The 18337-nt window shown below is 71.0% G+C and carries 14 protein-coding genes and 1 pseudogene; 5 read left to right on the forward strand and 10 right to left on the reverse strand.

Annotated features, from left to right (window positions below):
- Positions 1-16: 16 nt before the first annotated feature.
- The 7 genes and pseudogenes from WMF19_RS43230 to WMF19_RS43260 form a co-directional block, all read right to left on the reverse strand.
- Complete coding sequence (locus WMF19_RS43230) at positions 17-712, reverse strand: succinate dehydrogenase cytochrome b subunit (protein ID WP_437895711.1); 696 nt, start codon at positions 710-712, stop codon at positions 17-19.
- 138 nt (positions 713-850) lie between these two features.
- Positions 851-1711 (reverse strand): response regulator, encoded by an 861-nt coding sequence (locus WMF19_RS43235; RefSeq protein WP_437895712.1) that lies wholly within the window; start codon positions 1709-1711, stop codon positions 851-853.
- A 318-nt stretch (positions 1712-2029) separates the two neighbouring features.
- Positions 2030-2752, reverse strand: a pseudogene (gene ureG / locus WMF19_RS43240) (urease accessory protein UreG); the annotation flags it as partial.
- A gap of 225 nt (positions 2753-2977) precedes the next feature.
- Positions 2978-3640, reverse strand: coding sequence for an urease accessory protein UreF (locus WMF19_RS43245; RefSeq protein ID WP_437324405.1), 663 nt, complete (start codon positions 3638-3640; stop codon positions 2978-2980).
- A gap of 113 nt (positions 3641-3753) precedes the next feature.
- Positions 3754-5469 carry an urease subunit alpha gene (ureC, locus tag WMF19_RS43250; RefSeq protein WP_437895713.1) on the reverse strand — a complete coding sequence of 572 codons (1716 nt, stop codon included), beginning with the start codon at positions 5467-5469 and terminating at the stop codon, positions 3754-3756.
- Positions 5466-6170 carry an urease subunit gamma gene (gene ureA / locus WMF19_RS43255; RefSeq protein WP_272095497.1) on the reverse strand — a complete coding sequence of 235 codons (705 nt, stop codon included), beginning with the start codon at positions 6168-6170 and terminating at the stop codon, positions 5466-5468. Before ureA ends, ureC begins: the two co-directional genes overlap by 4 nt.
- Positions 6171-6224: 54 nt before the next feature.
- Positions 6225-7088: an urease accessory protein UreD gene (locus WMF19_RS43260; protein WP_437895714.1), complete on the reverse strand. Its 864-nt coding sequence runs from the start codon at positions 7086-7088 to the stop codon at positions 6225-6227.
- A gap of 525 nt (positions 7089-7613) precedes the next feature.
- Between WMF19_RS43260 and WMF19_RS43265 the strand changes: the two genes are divergently transcribed.
- A complete protein-coding gene (locus WMF19_RS43265) occupies positions 7614-8960 on the forward strand; it encodes a class I SAM-dependent methyltransferase (protein ID WP_437895715.1) in 1347 nt (448 codons plus the stop codon).
- A gap of 102 nt (positions 8961-9062) precedes the next feature.
- Positions 9063-10178 (forward strand): aminopeptidase, encoded by a 1116-nt coding sequence (locus WMF19_RS43270; protein WP_272095494.1) that lies wholly within the window; start codon positions 9063-9065, stop codon positions 10176-10178.
- Positions 10179-11607: 1429 nt separating this feature from the next.
- Here WMF19_RS43270 and WMF19_RS43275 read toward each other — a convergent pair.
- The 3 genes from WMF19_RS43275 to WMF19_RS43285 form a co-directional block, all read right to left on the reverse strand.
- Entirely contained in the window at positions 11608-12126 is a 519-nt protein-coding gene (locus tag WMF19_RS43275; protein WP_437895716.1) for a nuclear transport factor 2 family protein, read from the reverse strand.
- Positions 12127-12218: 92 nt separating this feature from the next.
- Positions 12219-12413, reverse strand: a complete 195-nt coding sequence (locus WMF19_RS43280) for a hypothetical protein (protein WP_437895717.1) — start codon at positions 12411-12413, stop codon at positions 12219-12221.
- Between the two features lie 107 nt (positions 12414-12520).
- Entirely contained in the window at positions 12521-13795 is a 1275-nt protein-coding gene (locus WMF19_RS43285) for a SpoIIE family protein phosphatase (RefSeq protein ID WP_437895718.1), read from the reverse strand.
- A 438-nt stretch (positions 13796-14233) separates the two neighbouring features.
- Between WMF19_RS43285 and WMF19_RS43290 the strand changes: the two genes are divergently transcribed.
- From WMF19_RS43290 to prs, 3 genes are read left to right on the forward strand one after another with little or no spacing between them, the layout of a single operon-like run.
- Positions 14234-15274, forward strand: a complete 1041-nt coding sequence (locus WMF19_RS43290) for a LolA family protein (protein ID WP_437895719.1) — start codon at positions 14234-14236, stop codon at positions 15272-15274.
- Complete coding sequence (locus WMF19_RS43295; RefSeq protein WP_437895720.1) at positions 15274-17397, forward strand: class I SAM-dependent methyltransferase; 2124 nt, start codon at positions 15274-15276, stop codon at positions 17395-17397. Before WMF19_RS43290 ends, WMF19_RS43295 begins: the two co-directional genes overlap by 1 nt.
- Positions 17394-18317, forward strand: coding sequence for a ribose-phosphate diphosphokinase (gene prs / locus WMF19_RS43300; RefSeq protein ID WP_437895721.1), 924 nt, complete (start codon positions 17394-17396; stop codon positions 18315-18317). The genes WMF19_RS43295 and prs overlap by 4 nt, the downstream gene beginning before the upstream one ends.
- The last annotated feature ends 20 nt before the right edge of the window (positions 18318-18337 follow it).

Here is an 18337-nt window from a genome sequence, read left to right on the forward strand (position 1 = left end):
GACGGACGCTCCGGGCTCAGCGGACGATGCCGAACAGGACGGCCAGCGGGATGGACGAGAAGCCGGCGAAGAGCAGGATCGACGACGCGGCGGCGAACTTCTTGAGCCCCGGCGAGTAGCGCGGGTGGTTGAAGCCCACCGACTGGAACATGCTCCACGCGCCGTGGTAGAGGTGCAGGGCGAGCAGCCCCATCGCCACGACGTAGGCAATCGCCGCGGGGCCCGGGCTGAAGGCCTTCACGACGTTGTCGTAGGCGTCGAGCGCCACGAAGTCGGGGTGCACGGTGCCCGTCGTCAGGTGGAGCAGGTGATAGACGATGAAGGCGCCGAGGACGCCGCCGCTCAGCAGCATCGTGCGCGCGGCGACGTTCGGGCGCCGCTGTCCCTTCACCTGGTAGGGGACCGGCCGGGCAGCGCGGCTGTGCTGCGCGAGCGTCACGCCCGTGTAGACGTGGACGATGAGGGAGGCGAGGAGGACGATCCGCGTCCCCCACAGAAGGGAGGGCGTCCCGTGGAGGAAGGCGGCATAGTCGTTGAACTTCTGCCGGCCGAGGAAGACCTGGAGGTTGCCGGCCAGGTGGCCGATCACGAAGCCGAAGAAGATGACGCCGCTCAGCGCCATCGCGATCTTCTTCCCGACGAGATCCCGGTAGAAGGTCGCGGCGCGCTGGGCCCTGGCGGGGAGAGTCGATGGTGCAGCGGTGGGGCTCATCGCTCCCCTCCTTTAGTGGGGTGCGAACGCGTTCGCCAGAGGGAATCTTGAGCTCGATTGCCGAAGAATTTGCGGGCGCCAGCCGCAGATCTCGGCCCGGGTGAGCGCGCCGCGCGCGTGTCCACGCCGCGCGCGGCGTCAGGCGGCGCAGGGGCCGACCGAGCGCCGTACCTTGTGGCCGTAAAAGGCGAGCGCGAGCTCAATTGCGAAGATGCCGATGGCCTGCTCCTCCTGGCTCGTGAACGCCGGCAGGCGCTCGTCGCGGAGCACCACGAGACCGCCAAACGAGCTCTCGCCAAGGCGGAGCGGCGCGACGATGGCGGCGCCGAAGCGATCGCCCTCTGCGGTACAGAGCAGATCGGGCGCGTCGTCGGCGGACAGGCGGACGGGCGCGAGCGCGCCCTCGATGCGCCCGGCGAGCCGAGCGATGAACGCCGCGGGCACCTCGGCGCCGGAGGCCGCCTGGTACAGCGCGGCCCCTTGATCGAGCGCGAGGGAGAGCGCCGCGCAGGTCGTATAGACGACCTTCGCAGCGAGATCCACGGCGCGCTCGGGGAAGTCGTCCCGCGAGAGGGACGCGACGAGGGCGGCGCTCGCCTGGTGGACGGCCGCCACGGCGTCGAGGTGGGTGCGCAGCATCGCCGCCTCGAGCAGCCGCTTCAGGTCCTCGATGTCGTAGGGCTTCTCCAGCAGGTCGTACGCGCCGCGCTCGATGCACTCCACCGCGTCTTTCGCGCTCGAGCACGGGGCGCCGACGATGATCTCGAGGTCCGGGCCGAGCGCCTTGAGCGCGGCGATGGTCCCGGCGCCCTCCGTGCCGAGCGCCCCCACATCGGCGACCACGAGGTCGAAGCGGCGCGCCTTGACGAGCTCGATCGCGGCGAGCCCGCTCTCGGCGCAGGTGACGTCGAAGCCGCCCTGGTTGAGCTCGAGCGCGAGCCTGTCGAGGACCCTCTTCTCGGCGTCTACCACCAGCACATGGGGTCGGGCCTGGCTCACTGATGCCTCCTCCTCTGGTCTACAAGGGGTGCGCCGCGCCGCCTCGCCATCCGGCGCTGCCGTGATCGCGTGGCGACCGCGGCGGTCGTGGTGGAAGTCGCTCCGCCCGGCGGAGCCCTCCCCGCCCTCTACCACCCGTCCGAAGTCCGCCTACCGTCCAATAGAACCGGTATTCCAGCGAAACGGAAGTCGAAGCGGCGTTGCCGCTGTCCTCCTTTGACAGGGGACAGCGCCGCGCGCCCGGCGCAGATGTGCTCCGGTATGCCGACTCCTGTGGAGCGTGAGCGCCTCTCGCAGCGGGAGGCGCGCGATAGAGGCCTATTTCGCGGGAGGCGCCGTGGTGGTTGCGCGGCGCATGGCGGAGAGGATGTGGTCAATGATCTCGGGGACTCCTTGGCTCCGGTTGCACTGCGCGAACAGGAACGGCCCGTCTCCCCGCATCCTCCGGGCGTCCCGCTCCATGACACCGAGGTCGGCGCCGACGTGCGGAGCGAGATCGGTTTTGTTGATGACGAGCAGGTCCGACTGCGTGATCCCCGGTCCGCCCTTGCGCGGCACCTTGTCGCCGCCGGCGACGTCGATCACATAGATCGTGTAGTCGACGAGCTCCCGGCTGTACTGGGCGGCGAGGTTGTCTCCGCCGCTCTCGACGATGAGGAGCGCGGGCGCGACGTGATCCATGAGGTCGTCGAGCGCGACGAGGTTGTGGCTGATGTCCTCGCGGATCGCCGCGTGCGGGCAGCCCCCGGTCTCCACCGCGCGGATGCGCTCCGGCGGCAGCGCCTTGTTGCGGTGCAGGAACTCGGCGTCCTCCTGGGTGAAGATGTCGTTCGTGACGACGCCGAGCGGCATCCTGTCGCGAAGCGCGCGGCAGAGCGCGAGCACGAGCGCCGTCTTGCCGCTGCCGACGGGCCCTCCGATCCCGACCGTGAACGCCCGCGCCGAGAAATCGCGGTCCTTCGGCGCATCCCGCTCGCTGAAGAGCCCCGGATGCGCCCAGTGCTCGTGCGTGTGCCCGTGCTCGTGCGCATGCCCGTGGCCACCCCCGTGAACGTGGTCGTGGTCGTGGTCGTGGTCGTGGTCGTGAACGTGGTCGTGGTCGTGGTCGTGGTCGTGAACGTGGTCGTGGCCGTGAACGTGGTCGTGGCCGTGGTCGTGAACGTGGTCGTGGCCGTGGTCGTGAACGTGGTCGTGGTCGTGGCCATGAACGTGGCCGTGGCCGTTGTGCCCATGCCCGTGATCGCCAGGGTCGTGCATGCTGTCACCTCACGATTGAAAGAGACGCGAGTAGAGCCGATCCTGCGTGGCCCCGAAGAGATCGAGGAGCGGCGCCGGCTGCGCGAGCTCGTCGATACCGTGATCTCCGCACTCATGGAGCACCGCGTCGAGGATCGGCGCGCTCTCGAGTTGCAGTCGCTGTGCCTCCAGGGGCCCGACGAGCCCGAGGCGCACTGCCGCCGAGACGACGCCGCGGAGCGAGGCGTGCAGGTAGACGGCCTGCGCGTCCTGGCGCGGGACGCCGAGCGCCGCGAGGGTCGCGCCGAACGCCGGCGCGTGGTGGCCCAGCGCCTCCCGCGCCCGCACGGCGGCGTCGAGGCGACGGATCTCGGCGGAGGGGAAGACGCGCGCGCTCGTCGCGAGGAACGCGCGGCCCTGCGTCCGGCTCGCCCGGTTCGCGACGTGGTTCACGAGGAAGGCGTCGCACGCGTCGTCGACGGTCGCGATGTCGAGCGGGCGCTCGTGCGCGGCCCGCACGAGCGGCAGCGCGCCGAGGCCCACCTGCCAGAGCGCGCTCGCGACGAACGACGAGAGCGCGCTCCCGGGCCCCACCTCGCCGAGCTGCACCGCCGCCTCCAGGCCCGCGGAGTGCGCGAACCCTCCGACCGGGAACGCGGAGTCGGAGAGCTGGAGGAGGAGCCACCTGTTCATGCGCGCGGATGGAAGCGGACGGAATCAGACGGAGACAGACGGAGACAGACGGAAGCAGACGGAGAGAAGCGTGAACCCGCGGGCGAGGAGCGGCCGAGAGCGAGCTCCCCGCCTCAGAAGAGGCTGTACCTCTGGGCGAGGGGCAGGATCTTCGCGGGGTCGCAGCGGAGCAGCTCGCCGCCGGCCCTCACCTCGTACGTCTCGGGATCGACCGTGATCGGCAGGAGCGTGCTGTTGAGCCGCATGTCGGCCTTGCCGATCCGGCGGCACCGACGGACCGCCGAGAGGCGCTTCTTCAGGTCGAGCCGGCGGATGCTCCCCTCGTCCATGGCGCGGCTCGACACGAACGCGATGCTCGTCTCGCCGACCGCCGCGCCGAGCGAACCGAACATCGGGCGCATGTAGTACGGCTGAGGCGTCGGGATCGACGCGTTCGGATCGCCCATCTGCGCCCAGGCGATGAGGCCGCCCTTGATCACGAGCTCCGGGCGCACGCCGAACATCTGGGGCCGCCACAGCACGAGATCCGCGAGCTTGCCCGGCTCGACCGACCCGATCTCGTGGGACATGCCGTGCGCGATGGCCGGGTTGATCGTGTACTTGGCCACGTAACGGCGGATCCGGAAGTTGTCGTTGTCGCCCTGCTCCTCGGGCAGCCGGCCGCGCTGATCCCGCATCTTGTGCGCCGTCTGCCACGTCCTCGTGATCACCTCGCCGACGCGGCCCATCGCCTGGCTGTCGCTCGAGATGATGCTGATCGCGCCGAGGTCGTGGAGGATGTCCTCGGCCGCGATGGTCTCGCCGCGGATGCGGCTCTCGGCGAACGCCACGTCCTCCGGGATGTTCCGGTCGAGGTGGTGGCAGACCATGAGCATGTCGAGGTGCTCGTCGAGCGTGTTGACGGTGTACGGGCGCGTCGGGTTCGTCGAGCTCGGGATCACGTTCGGCTCGCCGCAGATGCGCAGGATGTCGGGCGCGTGCCCGCCGCCCGCGCCCTCGGAGTGGTAGGAGTGGATCGTCCTGCCCTTGAACGCCGCGATGGAGTCGTCGACGTAGCCCGACTCGTTCAGCGTGTCGGTGTGGAGCGTGACCTGGATGTCCTCGTGCTCGGCGAAGCTGAGGCAGCAGTCGATGGCGGGCGGGGTCGTGCCCCAGTCCTCGTGCAGCTTCAGCCCGACGGCGCCGGCGCGCACCTGCTCGAGCAGCCCCTCGGGCGACGAGGTGTTGCCCTTGCCCGTGAGGCCGATGTTGAGCGGCAGGACGTCCGTCGCCTGCAGCATCAGCGAGATGTGGCGGGCGCCCGGGGTGCACGTGGTCGCGTTCGTGCCCGTCGCCGGGCCCGTGCCGCCGCCGACGAACGTGGTGACGCCCGCCGCGAGCGCCTCGTACCCCTGCTGCGGGCAGATGAAATGGATGTGCGCGTCGACGCCCCCCGCCGTGACGATGTGGCCCTCGCCGGCGATGACCTCCGTCGTCACGCCGACGATCATGCCCGGCGTGACGCCGACCATCACCTTCGGGTTGCCGGCCTTGCCGATCGCCGCGATGCGGCCGCGCTTGATGCCGATGTCGGCCTTGTAGACGCCGGTCCAGTCGACGATGAGCGCGTTCGTGATGACGCAGTCGAGCGCCTCGTCGTTCGAGGCGCCGGGCATCTGCCCCATGCGATCGCGCAGCACCTTGCCGCCGCCGAACTTGCACTCGTCGCCGTAGGACGTGTGATCCCGCTCGACCTCGGCGATGAGGCCGGTGTCGCCGAGCCGCACCCGGTCGCCGACCGTCGGCCCGTAGATATCGACATAGTGCCGCCGCTGCATCTTGTGGCTCATGCCTGCTGCTCCTCCGGCGCGGCGTGCGCCGCCCCGCCGTGCGGGCCGACCTGCACCAGCGTGATCGTCTTCTCGTCTCCCGGCTCGAAGCGGACCGCGGTGCCCGCGGGGATGTCGAGCCGCATCCCCGCCGCCGCCGCCCGGTCGAACTCGAGCGCGCGGTTCGTCTCCGAGAACGGGTAGTGGCTGCCCACCTGGATCGGCCGGTCGCCCAGGTTCTTCACGGGGAGGGAGAGCCGCCGCCGGCCGGGCGAGAGCTCGATCTCGCCGGGCTTCACGAGCACCTCGCCGGGCGCCGGCTCGGCAGTCGCCTCGCCCTGGCCTGCCTGCTGGAAGAGCGACAGGTCGGGCACGGGGAGGAAGCTGCCGTAGAGCGCGAGCGCCAGATCGCCGTGCTCGAGCGCGATCGGGTGGTGGACGGTGACGAGCTTCGTCCCGTCGGGGAAGGTCCCCTCCACCTGGACCTCGGCGATCATCTCGGGGACGCCGGCCATCACCTGCGCTCGCCCGAGAAGGCGGCGGCCGACGTCCATGAGCTCGGCGACGCTGCGGCCGTCGCGGATCAGCTCGAGGATCTGCGTCGCGATGAGCGCGACGGCCTCGGGGTAGTTGAGCCTGACCCCGCGCGCGAGGCGCTTCTGGGCGAGGAAGCCCGCGCCGTGCAGCACGAGCTTGTCGAGATCACGAGGCGCAAGGTGCATGTTCGCCCTCTCTCCGGCGCGGTGACGCCGCGGCGTCGCCGGCGCGGCGCGAAGCTACCACTTTCGTGCGAACGGATCATCACCGAGCTCACCCGCGAGGAAGCCGAGCGCGCCGCGGAGGAAGCCGGCGACGCGCTCGACGCTCGTGCCCGCGACGCGCACGACGGCGCCGCCGCCCCGGAGCGGGCTCGCCGACGCGACGAGCTCGGCGCGCCGCTCGGGCGGCGGCCGCGGCGCGAGCAGCGCCTCCGCCGCGCTGGCCGCGCGCGGGCCGAGCGCGACGAGCGTCGCGAGGGCGTCGAAGCGCCCCATGCGCTCGGGGAGCGCGCCGTGCGCCGGGTCGAGCAGCGTCGCGTCGAGCAGCGCGGCCCGCCCGCCGCGGCTCACCCGGATGCGCGACGCGTACCTGTCGAACGCCCAGCGCTCGCCCCGCGCGCTCCGGCCCGAGGACAGCGCGTCGACGAGCACGAGCGACGCGTCGTCGGCGAGCGCGACGTCGATGTCCTGTTCGTACCGCGAGCCCGCGAAGCAGACGACCGGATCGGGGATCGCGACGAGGAGCCCGCCTCCCTGGACCTCGGCCTCGAAGCGCTGGCGGCTGCCGAGGGGCGAGCGGTAGACCTTGGTCGAGGCCTGCGTGCTGAGCAGCGCGGCGGCCCCGTGCCCGACGCGCGCGTGGAGGTGGAGCTCGTCGCCGCCGACGAGCCCGCCGCCGAAGCTCGCGACGAACACCCACGCTGCCTGCCCGTGGTTCTTCGGAGCGAGCAGCCTGAGCGGGCTCCTGGCGAGCGCCTTCTCGAGCACGGTGCGCGCTCCGACTCGCGCGAACACGAGCTCACCGCTGCCGGCCTTCCCTGCGCGCCGCGCGGGCGGCGGCGGGTCTCGCGGGGCGGCGGGAGGATCGCTGGGCGTGTTCACGGGCCGGCCTGCGTACCACGGACCGCGCCCCGGCCGCGAGGGAGCGCAGCGCGCATCCGGCGCGAGCGGCGCGAGCGGCGCGAGCGGCGCGAGGCCGTGCTGCGCGCCCGGCCGCGACGGAGCGGAGCGCTCCCCGGGTGGGATGGAGCACAGGCGCGCACCGGGCGCGAGGGGGTGCAGCGCGCACAGCGGATGGGTACGTCACGCGACCAGGAACACGACCAGGAAGGTAGGGAGAAATTCGAATCATCTTCCCGATTTCCCTCCTTCGTCTGGAACATGAAACATCCCGGACACGCGAGCATGTTGTCGGGACTCTCCCGAACAGCACTACGGTGCTAAGAGCGAGCCAGCCACTGCGTTCCTCCTGTCCCTGACGACACCGCGTGTCCGGGGTGTCCGCCGGCCGCTGTGGGCGTTCTGTGACTCGTTGTGATGGCTTTTGCATGGATGACATGTCGCTTGACGGGAAAGCGCAGCTCGGGTCAGCTCGTCGGGCGGCCGGGGGGCCGCGGAGGGGGTCCGATGTTCATCGTCAGGAAGGGCGAAATGCCGCCGTGGTCTCGTCTGTTCAAGGAAGCGGCGTCGCGCCTGCTGGAGCGCCACGGCGGGACCCCGTTCGAGCTGCGCTTCTGGGGCGGCGAGCGGCTGCGCTTCGGCGCGGGCTCGCCCGAGTTCGCCGTGACGTTCAGGACGCGTCGGTCGCTCTGCGAGACGGCGTTCCGGGGCACGCTCGGCCTCGGTGAGGCGTATGTCCGGCGCGAGGTCACGTTCGAGGGAGATCTCGAGGACTCGCTCGCCGGCCTGTTCCAGCTCGCTCGGTCAGTGGAGGCGCGCCTGCCGCGCCTCGTGCCCGCGTCGTCGTCGTTCGACCGCGGCCTCTCGGGCGTGCTCGACGCGCTCCGGCTCGGGCTGCTCTCCGGGGCGGCGAAGCGCGAGAGGCTGGCCGTCGAGCGTCACTATGGGCTAGGCAACGACTTTTACCCTCTTTACCTGGACAGGCGCCTCCAGACGTCGTGCGGTTACTTCAGCTCTCCGGGCGAGACGCTCGACGACGCGCAGGCGCACAAGATCTCCCTCGTCGCGCGGAAGCTCGCGCTCCGGCGCGGGCACCGGCTCGTGGATCTCGGCTGCGGGTGGGGGCACCTCATGTTCCACGCAGCGGAGGCGTACGGGGTGCAGTGCCTCGGCATCACCCTTTGCGAGAACCAGGCGAGGTACATCCGCGAGCAGGCGGCGGCGCGGCGGCTCCCTGTCGAGGTCCGCGTGATGAGCTGCGACGAGCTCGAGGACGAGCCGCGGTGGGACCGGCTCGTCTCCCTGGGCTCGATGTGCCATGCCGGCGAGCGACGTATCGAGGTGTTCTATGACAGGGTGAAGGCGCTGCTCGCCCCGGGCGGCGTGTGCGTGCTCGAGAGCGTCACGAGAGAGCAGGAGTCGTCGCGGACTGACCCATTCCTGCAAAAGCACATCTTCCCGGGGTACTGGCCTCCTTCGCTCCACGGGATGGCGACGCGCGCCTCGACGCGCGGCCTCGACGTGCTCGACGCGGAGAACCTGCGGCGCCACTCCGCGCTCACGGCGCGCTGCTGGCGCCGTAACTTCCTGGAGAACAGGGAGAAGATCGAGCGGATCACCGGCTTCGACGGCGCCTTCATGAGGACGTGGGAGTTCTATCTCGCGTGCGCGGCCGCCGCGTTCCGCAGCGGGCACCTGGGCGCCATCCAGATGGTGCTGTCGAACGGGGCGCCGCGCGACTACCCGCTCGCACGCGAGCCCCTCTATGCCACGGAGGAGCCCTCTCTGCGGGAACGCGCGCCGATCGTCCCGGCCGTGCAGCTCAGTTCGTGGGGGGCGGCGCTGCCGTCCTGATCGGTCGGGCGCGCCCCCGCGCGCCCCACCGGCACGCGCGGGACGCGCGTCCTCTGCGCGGAAGAGCTTGTTAAGCACGCGCGGCCAGCTATCAGCTAGAGGATGAGCGAAAGGCTTGCGGCCAGCGCCCGTCGCGGCGCCGCGCCCTCGTGGTCCGTGTCGCGCCCTCGCTCCGCGGCGCGCATGGTCTGCGCCGCCGCGGGGCTCGTCGCGCTCTGTCTCCTGCTCGCATCGTGTACACAGGCCCGCTACATCGCGCAGGCGGGCGCCGGCCAGCTCTCGATGGCCTGGCGCGCCGAGTCGCTCGAGGACGCCGCCTTCGACGCCCGCAAGCCGTGGCGGACGCGCGCGCTGCTGCGCGAGGTCCCGCACATCAAGCGCTTCGGTGAGCGCCACGGGCTGACCCCGACCGGCAATTACAGGACGTATGTCGAGCTCGATCGCCCAGCCGCGGTCTGGGTGGTGAGCGCGTGTGAGCCGCTCCGGTTCCGCTCGAAGACATGGAGTTTTCCTATCGTGGGTACCGTCCCCTACATGGGGTGGTTCCATCTCCAGGATGCCAAGGCGTTCGCGGCGCCGCTCAAGGCGGCCGGCTGGGACGTCGACGTGCGTCCGGCGGGCGCCTACTCGACGCTCGGCTGGCTCGAGGATCCGGTCCTGTCCACGATGATCTCGGACGGGGACGAGGCGCTCGGCGACCTCGCCAACGTGGTGCTCCACGAGTCGCTGCACGCGACGCTGTACGTGAAGGGGCAGACGAGGTTGAACGAGAGCCTTGCGAGCTTCGTCGGGGACGAGCTCACCAAGCTCTACCTGGACGAGCGGGTGGGCCCCTTCTCCGCGGAGAAGACGGCCTACATGAGGGAGCTGGAGAGGAGCGAGGTGCGGACGCGCGCGCTGCACGCGGCCTACGTCCACCTCAATCGGCTGTATGCGTCCGCTGCGCCCGACGCCGAGAAGCGGGCGGAGAAGGACGCGGTGCTGGCGCGGCTCAAGGCCGACATCGGCGCGCGCCGTCCGATCAACAACGCGTCGCTCGTGCAGTTCCGTGTCTACAACTCGGGGACTCCGGAGCTCCGGGCGCTGCTCGCGACCTGCGGTGGCAGCTGGCCGAGGTTCCTGGGCGCATTGCGGAAGCTCGAGCGCCACAGGTTCTCCGCGCCCCAAGAGAACATCGCCGGGGTGGTCGAGCCGTTGATTCAGGCCGGCTGCAAGTAGCCCTGCGAGCTGCGCTGTGCGCCGCGAGCTCTGCCGGATGTGCAGCGAGCTGCGCTGTATGCCGCGAGCTCTGCCGGATGTGCAGCGAGCTGCGCCGTGTGCCGTGCGCTGCGCCCCATGTGCGGTGAGCTGCGCGCCGCGCTGCGTATCGCGGGCTGCGCTGCGTAGCGCGCTGCGCCTTTGGCGGGGAGCACGTCGTCGAGATACGACGCAAAGCGTCGATCGGAGTCGTCCTGCCCTGTTGCACTTCTACACTTCCACAGTGCAGCGCAAGGCGTCCAGCTGCTCGAGGATGAACATATTCACGTCCAGGTAATATCTGCGTTCTGGATCTGAACCCATCCCTGGATCGGACCAGTCCCTGCGGAAATGTATGACCGGTGCTGGCCTCCGAGCCCGCGCGCGCGCATCGGAGGGTGGGTTTCAGCGGCAATTTTGGCTGCTGGGCGCCAGGACCGCGGCGCCTCCGCCGTTGGCCCGCCGGTTGCTCTATGTATCCACCAGATGTCGCCCCTGCTCGTCGTCCTGTTTCATGCGGACTCGAAGGGGATGACCCCTGGCATGACCTTCGCAGTACAAGCCTCAGTCTTCGGGGGGACGCCGAGCGAGGAGAGCGGCGGCGCAAGCCGAGCGATCGCGACCCCGCCGTCACCCGAATGCCATGGCCCTTGCGGTATCGGGCTCCTTGATTGACTTGTCGCCGGTGCCGGCGGAGAGCTTCGGTTCACGTGACGACAGACGCCTTACGAGGCGATTGAGGAGGGATGGCCGAAGTACGCGCGACCCGCGTCGCCCGTTGCGTTGGCTCATCCTGATCAGCTTGTCAGATTTCGGTTGGAGCTTTTCTTATCTGTTGTGCCGCTCTCGATGTTGACGCTGCTTCGCGCTTCGCTTCAGCTTCTCCCCTGCTTCGCTTGATCTTGCCCGTTCGATTCCAGATTGCGCTTCGTTCTTTGCTTCAGCTTCTTCTTTCGGTTTGACTGGTTTCTTGATTTGTCTTAGCCTCCCGCCCGTCTTCGCTTTGTCTTCGCTCTTTACTTGATTGCGCTTCGTATTGCTTTCCTGACTTGTTTCTTCTGATCGTGGGCCTTCCCAGGACTCCGGTGGATTTCCCTCCACCGGCGCTCCTGTGCGGTCCCGGTGGGGCCGCGAAAACGGGCCTCAGGCCGGCGGGGTCTTCCCGACCGGCCTTTCTTTTTTGGTGCGCACGAGCGCTCTCCTGGCGTGCCCTCGACGCCCTAAGGAGCTCCCTTGGCTACAGCCATTTTCAACGGAAAATTGAACAGAGAGGCGAGGAGATAGGGAGTATTCGAAGATCTCCTCCCCGTCTCCCCGTCGCCGTGTGAACTCTCCGAAGAATCTAAGGAGATGCCTTAGCCAGAGGCCGCGAAGTTCGTGGCCCGTCGCGTCTCGAGTCCGAGCGCGGTTATCAGCGGCCCTCGTCGCCAGGGGCTTGCCTGGGGTGGACGGTGGCAGAGACGATCTTCCACTCGCCGTCGATCTTCTCGAGCCGTAACGCTACGGGCAGCTCGTCGCGCCGGACCTCTTGCCCATGCCGGGCGCCCGTGACCGTCGCGGTGGCGGTCACCTCCGCCGTCATGCCGGCCGGGTCGATCTGGATCTCCGTGCCACCCAGGCTCACATCCGCGGTCTGATAGACGACCGCTGCCTGGGTCGCCGCGTTCGCGAGCTCGTCGCGGCCGCGGAGGCTGTCGCCGATCTCCGCGATGCGGGCGCTCGCCTCCTTCGCGAAGATCTCGGCGAACTCACCGCGAATGCGGCCGTGGCGCACCAGCGGATTCCGCTCGCCCTCGTCGATGCGCACCGCGTCCTCGAGCTGGGCGAGCCGCTCGCGGATCCGCTCTTCCTCGGAGGGCGACAGCAGCAGCGCCGCCGCGCCGAGGACGGCGCCGGCGGCGATGAGCCCGAGCGCGAGCCAGCGCTTCATGCTCCAAGTATAGGCGAAGGCGCCGCGCGGGCGCGCGGAACCACGGAACCACGGAACCGCGGAACCGAACGCCCGCCGGCGCTTCCGGTGAGCTATCGCCCCACGATCGGCTCGAGGCACCGATCACGCGCCTCGCGCAGGGCGCGGAGCTCGACGTCGAACCCTTCGCCGCCGCCCGCGTCGATGGTGAGCCGGTCGCCGCCGGTCGTGCCGAGCTCGGTGCAGGGCACGCCCGCCGCCTTGGCCTGCCGCGCGACCTCGGCCGCGTCCTCGGGCCGGACGCTCACGATGATCCGGCTCGGCGCCTCGCCGAACAGCGCCTCGGCGAGCGGCTCGCGCGCGACGCCGTCCGGCGCGTCCGGCGCGGACGACGCGGCCAGACCCGAGCCGAGCTCTAGGCGTCCCGCTTGACGAGCAGCGCTGTCAGGTCGTCGATCTGCTTGGCCGAGCCGGCGAAGCGGCGCACCTCGGCGAGGAGCGCGCCGAGGATGTCGGACGTGGGGCGCGCGTGCAGGCGGTGGATGAGGTCGCCGACGCGCTCCTTGCCGAACACCTGCCCGGCGGCGTCCTGGTACTCGTAGAAGCCGTCGGTCAGCAGCACGAGGAGATCGCCCGGCGCCATCACGAGGGGCGGCGTCGGGGGCAGGTCGAGATCCTTGAACATGCCGAGCGGGACGGTCGATGGATCGCGCCACACGACCTGGCCCTCGGCCGCCCGGTAGTGGAGCAGCGGCCCCTGCCCGGCCGCGTGGAAGCGGAGCTGGTGCGTCGTCGGGTCGAGGATCCCGAGGAACGCCGTGATGAAGCGGTCGTTCGGCAAGTCCTCGATGAGCTGCTGGTTCACATGGTGCATGAGCGCGTCCATGTCGGCCGAGAGGCGCAGGCCGATGCGGAGCATCGCGCGGAACTGGGTCACGCTGAGGGCGGGGCCGATGCCGTGGCCGGCCGCGTCGGCGAGCAGCAGGAGAATCGGCGACATGTCCGCGCGCTCCTCGAGCCGGATGACATCGTAGATGTCGCCGCCGGTGTCGTCCGCCGGCTTGCTGAACGCCGACAGCGAGTATCCGGGGCAGCGCGGCAGCCGCCGCAGGAGGATGTTCTGCTGGATGTCGCGCGCGATGGTGAGGTCGTGCTCGAGCTTCAGCTTGATCATGCGCTCCTCGAGCAGGAGCGTGCGCTGCACGGCGACGGCCGCCTGCGCCGCGAGCAGCTCGGCGACGTCGCGCTCGTCGGGGCCGAAGTGGTCCGCCTTCGAATTCAGCATCTGGAGCACGCCGACGAGCTTGTCGTCGAGCCCGATGAGCGGCACCGTGATGAGGGATTTCGTGTGATACCCCGTCCGGCGGTCGATCTCCTGATTGAACCGCGGGTCGGAATAGCAGTCGTCGACGAGGATCGTCTGGCGCTTGCGCGCGCACTCCCCGGCGATGCCCTTGTCGATGCTGACGCGGATCTGGGCCTCGCCCGTGGCGACACGGGAGTAAAGCTCCTTGGCCTCCTCGTCGTAGAGGAAGACGCTCCCGCGGTCGGCGCCTATCACCTCCCGCCCCGTCTTGATGATGAGCTCGAGCAGCTCGGTGAGATCGCACGGCGCCGCGAGCTTGCGCGAGACGTCCAGGATCAGGATGAGCGACGACGCATCGATCAGGGAGGGAGTGCCGGCGCGCATGCGGCCGGAGAGTTTGGGCTACGTGGAAATAGGGGTCAAGACATGGTCTCGCCCCGGGTGCTCATGACGACCTCGTCGCCAGCGCGTGTCCACCCCGCCGTTCCGCCGTTCCGCCGTTCCGCCGTTCCGGCAGGGTTCCGCCGCTCCGCTGACCCATCGCGCCCATCGCGCCCATCGCGCCCATCGCCGTCGCGCCGTCGTTCCGCCGCCCTGGGGATCTCCGGCGTCCCTCGGCGCGCTGCGGCGAACGTCGGCGTCCCTGCCCTCGGCGTGGCTCATTTTTCAAGCGACGACGGCCGCGAGCCGCCCCCCGCGACGATGCGAGAGCGCGGTCGATGCGGTCGGCCCGGGGCCCGGGGCGGTGGAGGTCGGCGCTACCACCTCGGCCCTACCTGTCCTAGAACACGCGACGCACTCTCCTTGAAAGCGAGCTCTTCGATGAACCGCCTCCGCCTCGTCGCCCTCGTCCCGGCCGCTGCCCTGGTCGTGGCGGCCTGCGACGCGCCGCCCGCTCCCGTCGGCGCGGCGCCCGACGCCTCGCCCTCCGCCGCCGCGCCGGCCCTGCCGCAGTCGGCCGACGCGCCGCCGCAGCCGGCCGACGCGCCGCCTCAGGCGAGCGCCCCCACGGCGGCTGACGGCGCGGGCGCTCCGGCGACGACGGACGCGGCGGGCGGTCGTGCGTCGGCCGACGCGGGCGCACCGGCGGAGGACGCGGGCCGGAAGCGCGAGGACGCGGGCGCCGCGCCCGCCGCCCGCGACGCGGGGCCGCTCGCCGGCGACGCGGCAGAGCGCGACGCGGGCGGCGGGCGCGCCGAGGCGACGGCGGCGACCTCCGCGCCCGCGCCCGGCGCGTCGGAGCCGCCCTCGGTGCCGCCCGCCGCGGCGGGATCCGCGGACGCCGTGGCGGCCGAGGTCGACGCGATCTTCGTGGGCAAGAAGACGTACTCTGCCCGCTTCAAGCAGGAGCACACGCAGAAGGTCTCGGGGGCCGTCAAGAAGCAGAGCGGCACGCTGTCGGTCCAGAAGCCGGACAGGATCTCGTTTCGCTACGATCCGCCGAACCAGAACCGCATCGTGTCCGACGGCGTGTCGCTCAAGATCTACGTCGCCGAGGACCGGCAGATGTTCGTCACGCCGGTGCAGAACTCGGAGTATCCGGGCGCCCTCTCGTTCCTCATGGGCCACGGGCTCCGGCCGTCGTTCACGTTCACCTTCAACGAGAAGGCGAAGTTCGAGGGCGGCCCCGTGCTCGTCGGCAAGCCGCGGGCGCCGACTCCCCACTATGAATTCGTGATGTTCTATATCGACAAGGCGCTCCTCGCGAAGAAGGACCCGGGCGTCGTGCGCCGCGTCCTCATCGTCGACGCGCAGGGCAACCGGAACCGGTTCGACTTCGAGAACGCGTCGCAGCCCGCGTCGATCGATCCGGCGGAGTTCCAGTTCACGGCGCCGCCCGGCACCGACGTCAAGCAGAACTGATGACCCCGCGCCTCTCGCTCTCGGAGCTCTTTCCCGACATCCATCCGGAGTGGATCCTCGCCGAGGACGGCGATCTCATCGTGGTCGACAAGCCGGCTGGCCTGTCGACGCACGCGCCGGAGGCGGAGCGGATCGACGACATGGTGACGCGCCTCCGCGCCTTCCTCCGCGACCGGGGCGACGCGGAGGCGTACCTCGGGATCCACCAGCGGCTCGATCGCGACACGTCGGGCGTCCTCCTGTTCACGCGGCGGCGCGAGGCGAACGCGGCCATCGCGCGCCAGTTCGAGGGGCGCACGGTGCAGAAGACGTACGTCGCCGCGGTCTTCGGCTTCGGCGATCGCCCGCCGCGCGGCACCCTCCGGCACCGCCTCGTCCCGGCGCCGGGAGGTGCGATGCGCGCGCTCGCCGAGACCGGCGGGGCGCGAGAGGATCGGGCCGCGAGGCGGGAGGATCGGGCCGCGGGGCGGGAGGATCGGACCGCGAAGCGGGAGGATCGGGCCGCGGGGCGGGAGGATCGGGCCGCGAGCGGCGTGCTGGCGATCACCCGCTACCGCCTCCTCGAGCGCCGCGGCGACCGCGCCCTGCTCGAGCTCCAGCCCGAGACCGGCCGCACCCATCAGCTCCGGGTGCAGCTCGCGGCGATCGGCCTCCCGATCGCCGGCGATCCGCTCTACGGCGGCCCCGAGGCCCCGCGGCTGCTCCTGCACGCCGCCGAGCTCCGCCTCGATCACCCGGTTACGGGCGCGGCCGTGAGCTTCCGCTCGCAGGTGCCCGCGGCCTTCGAGGCGTGGCTCGCGGCCGCGCCGGCGGATCCGTACGCAGGCGGCGTCGCGGCCGTCGAGCGCGCCATGCGCGAGGCCGCCGAGCGGCGGTACGGGATCGCGCGCGCCGGCGACACAACGGCGCTCCGGCTCGTCCACGGCGCGGGCGACGGCCTCCCCTCCGTCTCCGTCGACCTGTACGGCGAGCACCTCGTCGTGTCGCTGTTCGGCGCGGGCGAGGGCGAGCCGGGCGCGCCGCCGCGGGACCTCGTGCTCGACGCGGCCCACCGGCTCGGGGCGAAGGGCGTCTACCTCAAGGCGCGCCCGAAGCACGCGAGCGTCATCGTCGACGCGCGGCGCGAGGAGTTCGCGCCGCGGCACGCCAGCCGGGGGGAGGACGCCCCGGAGGAGTTCACCGTCCTCGAGCACGGCTTGCCGTTCAAGGTGCGGCTCGGCGACGGGCTCTCCACCGGCATCTTCCTCGACCAGCGCGAGAACCGGCGGCGGGTGCGGGAGCTGGCCCGGGGGGCCCGGGTGCTGAACCTGTTCGCCTACACGGGGGCGTTCACCGTTGCGGCCGTGGCGGGCGGCGCGCGCGAGAGCGTGACGGTCGACGTGTCCCGGGGCGTGGTCGCCTGGGCGCGCGACAACCTCGCCGCGATCGGCGCGGACCCGGCGGCGCACGTCGTGGTCGAGGCCGACGTGTTCCCGTGGCTGAAGGCCGCCGCCCAGTCGGGCCGGCGCTTCGACCTGGTCGTGCTCGATCCGCCGAGCTTCGCGACCACGAAGAAGAGCCGCTTCAGCGCGGCGAGCGATTTCGGCGCGCTCGCAGCGCTCGCCTTCCGCGTGCTCGCCCCGGGCGGCAGGCTGCTCGCCTGCACCAACCACCGCGGCATCGCGCGCGCCAGGTTCCGGCGTCATTTGCACGAGGCCGCGCGTGAAGCAGGATGCGACGTCGTGCAGATGAAAGATCTCCCCGATCCCGTCGATTTTCCCAGTGAACCAGGCGCGGAGTCCCACCTGAAGAGCGTCCTTGCCAGCGTGGGCGCGCCGTCCGCGAATGCAGGGAAGGCTGCGCCGTCCGCGAAGGCAGGGAAGGCTGCGCCGTCCGCGAATGCAGGGAAGGCTGCGCCGTCCGCGAAGGCAGGGAAGGCTGCGCCGTCCGCGAATGCAGGGAAGGCCGCGCCGTCCGCGAAGGCAGGGAAGGCCGCGCCGTTCGCGAGGGCAGAGAAGGCTGCGCCGTCCGCGAAGACAGGGAAGCCTGTGCCGTTCGCGAGGGCGGCGAAGGCCACTGCTGCCCGGGGCGCGCGCCGAGGGCCCGCCGCTCCGGCCCGGACGACCCGCCGAGGTGCGCGATGAGCCAGCGGCGCCTGCTCATCACGATCAGCTCGTACAGCTACCTCGAGCCTGCCTTCCTCGCCGCGGGCGACTTCGAGCGCGGCCTCGTCGAGCGCAAGAGCTTCCCCGACGGCGAGCGCTACCTGCGCGTCGCGGTCGACTGCTGGGGGCGCGACGTGGTCCTGCTCGGCGGCGCCCCCCGGGACCTCGACTGGCTGGAGATCTACGATCTCGGCTGCGCCATCTCGCGCGCAGGCGCGCGGTCGCTCTCCATCGTGATGCCTTATTTCGGCTACGCGACGATGGAGCGGGCCGTGAAGCCGGGCGAGGTGGTGACCGCGAAGACGCGGGCGCGGCTCATCTCGGCGATCCCCTCGTGCGACGCGGGCACGCGTATCTTCCTCTTCGATCTGCACACCGACGGCATCGAGTTCTACTTCAGCGACTCGCACGTGACGCGCCACCTCTACGGCGCTCCGCTCATCACGCAGGCGGTCCGCGAGCTGATGGGCGATCGCCCGTACGTGCTGGCGGCGACGGACGCCGGTCGGGCCAAGTGGGTGCAGAGCCTCGCCCGCGGCCTCGGCGTCGAGCCGGCGTTCGTGTACAAGGAGCGGAGAGGCGACGGCGTCGGCGTGACCGGCATCAACGCCGATGTCTCCGGCCGCGAGGTCGTCATCTACGATGACATGGTCCGCACCGGCTCATCGCTCGTCCAGGCGGGGCGCGCCTACCTCGCCGCCGGCGCATCCAAGGTCCACGCCGTCGCGAGCCACCTCGTCTTGCCGGGCGACTCGCTCGAGAAGATCAGGAAGGCTTCCGTGTTCACGACGCTGCTCGGGACCGACTCGCACCCTGGCAGCCAGCAGCTCGTCGATGCGCCCGGCGCCCTGCGCTCGGTGGCGCCGCTCCTCGTGCGCGCCCTCGAGCGGGAGATATAAGGCACCTCCGGCGAGAGGCG

Origin of the sequence: Sorangium sp. So ce124, assembly GCF_051525235.1 — a bacterium.
Lineage (GTDB): Bacteria > Myxococcota_A > Polyangia > Polyangiales > Polyangiaceae > Sorangium > Sorangium atrum.

Bases quoted from the DNA above. Each gene is read 5' to 3' on its own strand.
- ureA (WP_272095497.1), bottom strand. From the start codon at position 6,170: ATGCACCTTGCGCCTCGTGATCTCGACAAGCTCGTGCTGCACGGCGCG.
- WMF19_RS43245 (WP_437324405.1), bottom strand. From the start codon at position 3,640: ATGAACAGGTGGCTCCTCCTCCAGCTCTCCGACTCCGCGTTCCCGGTC.
- WMF19_RS43270 (WP_272095494.1), top strand. From the start codon at position 9,063: ATGAGCGAAAGGCTTGCGGCCAGCGCCCGTCGCGGCGCCGCGCCCTCG.
- WMF19_RS43295 (WP_437895720.1), top strand. From the start codon at position 15,274: ATGACCCCGCGCCTCTCGCTCTCGGAGCTCTTTCCCGACATCCATCCG.
- WMF19_RS43275 (WP_437895716.1), bottom strand. From the start codon at position 12,126: ATGAAGCGCTGGCTCGCGCTCGGGCTCATCGCCGCCGGCGCCGTCCTC.
- WMF19_RS43290 (WP_437895719.1), top strand. From the start codon at position 14,234: ATGAACCGCCTCCGCCTCGTCGCCCTCGTCCCGGCCGCTGCCCTGGTC.
- prs (WP_437895721.1), top strand. From the start codon at position 17,394: ATGAGCCAGCGGCGCCTGCTCATCACGATCAGCTCGTACAGCTACCTC.
- ureC (WP_437895713.1), bottom strand. From the start codon at position 5,469: ATGAGCCACAAGATGCAGCGGCGGCACTATGTCGATATCTACGGGCCG.
- WMF19_RS43265 (WP_437895715.1), top strand. From the start codon at position 7,614: ATGTTCATCGTCAGGAAGGGCGAAATGCCGCCGTGGTCTCGTCTGTTC.
- WMF19_RS43230 (WP_437895711.1), bottom strand. From the start codon at position 712: ATGAGCCCCACCGCTGCACCATCGACTCTCCCCGCCAGGGCCCAGCGC.
- WMF19_RS43285 (WP_437895718.1), bottom strand. From the start codon at position 13,795: ATGCGCGCCGGCACTCCCTCCCTGATCGATGCGTCGTCGCTCATCCTG.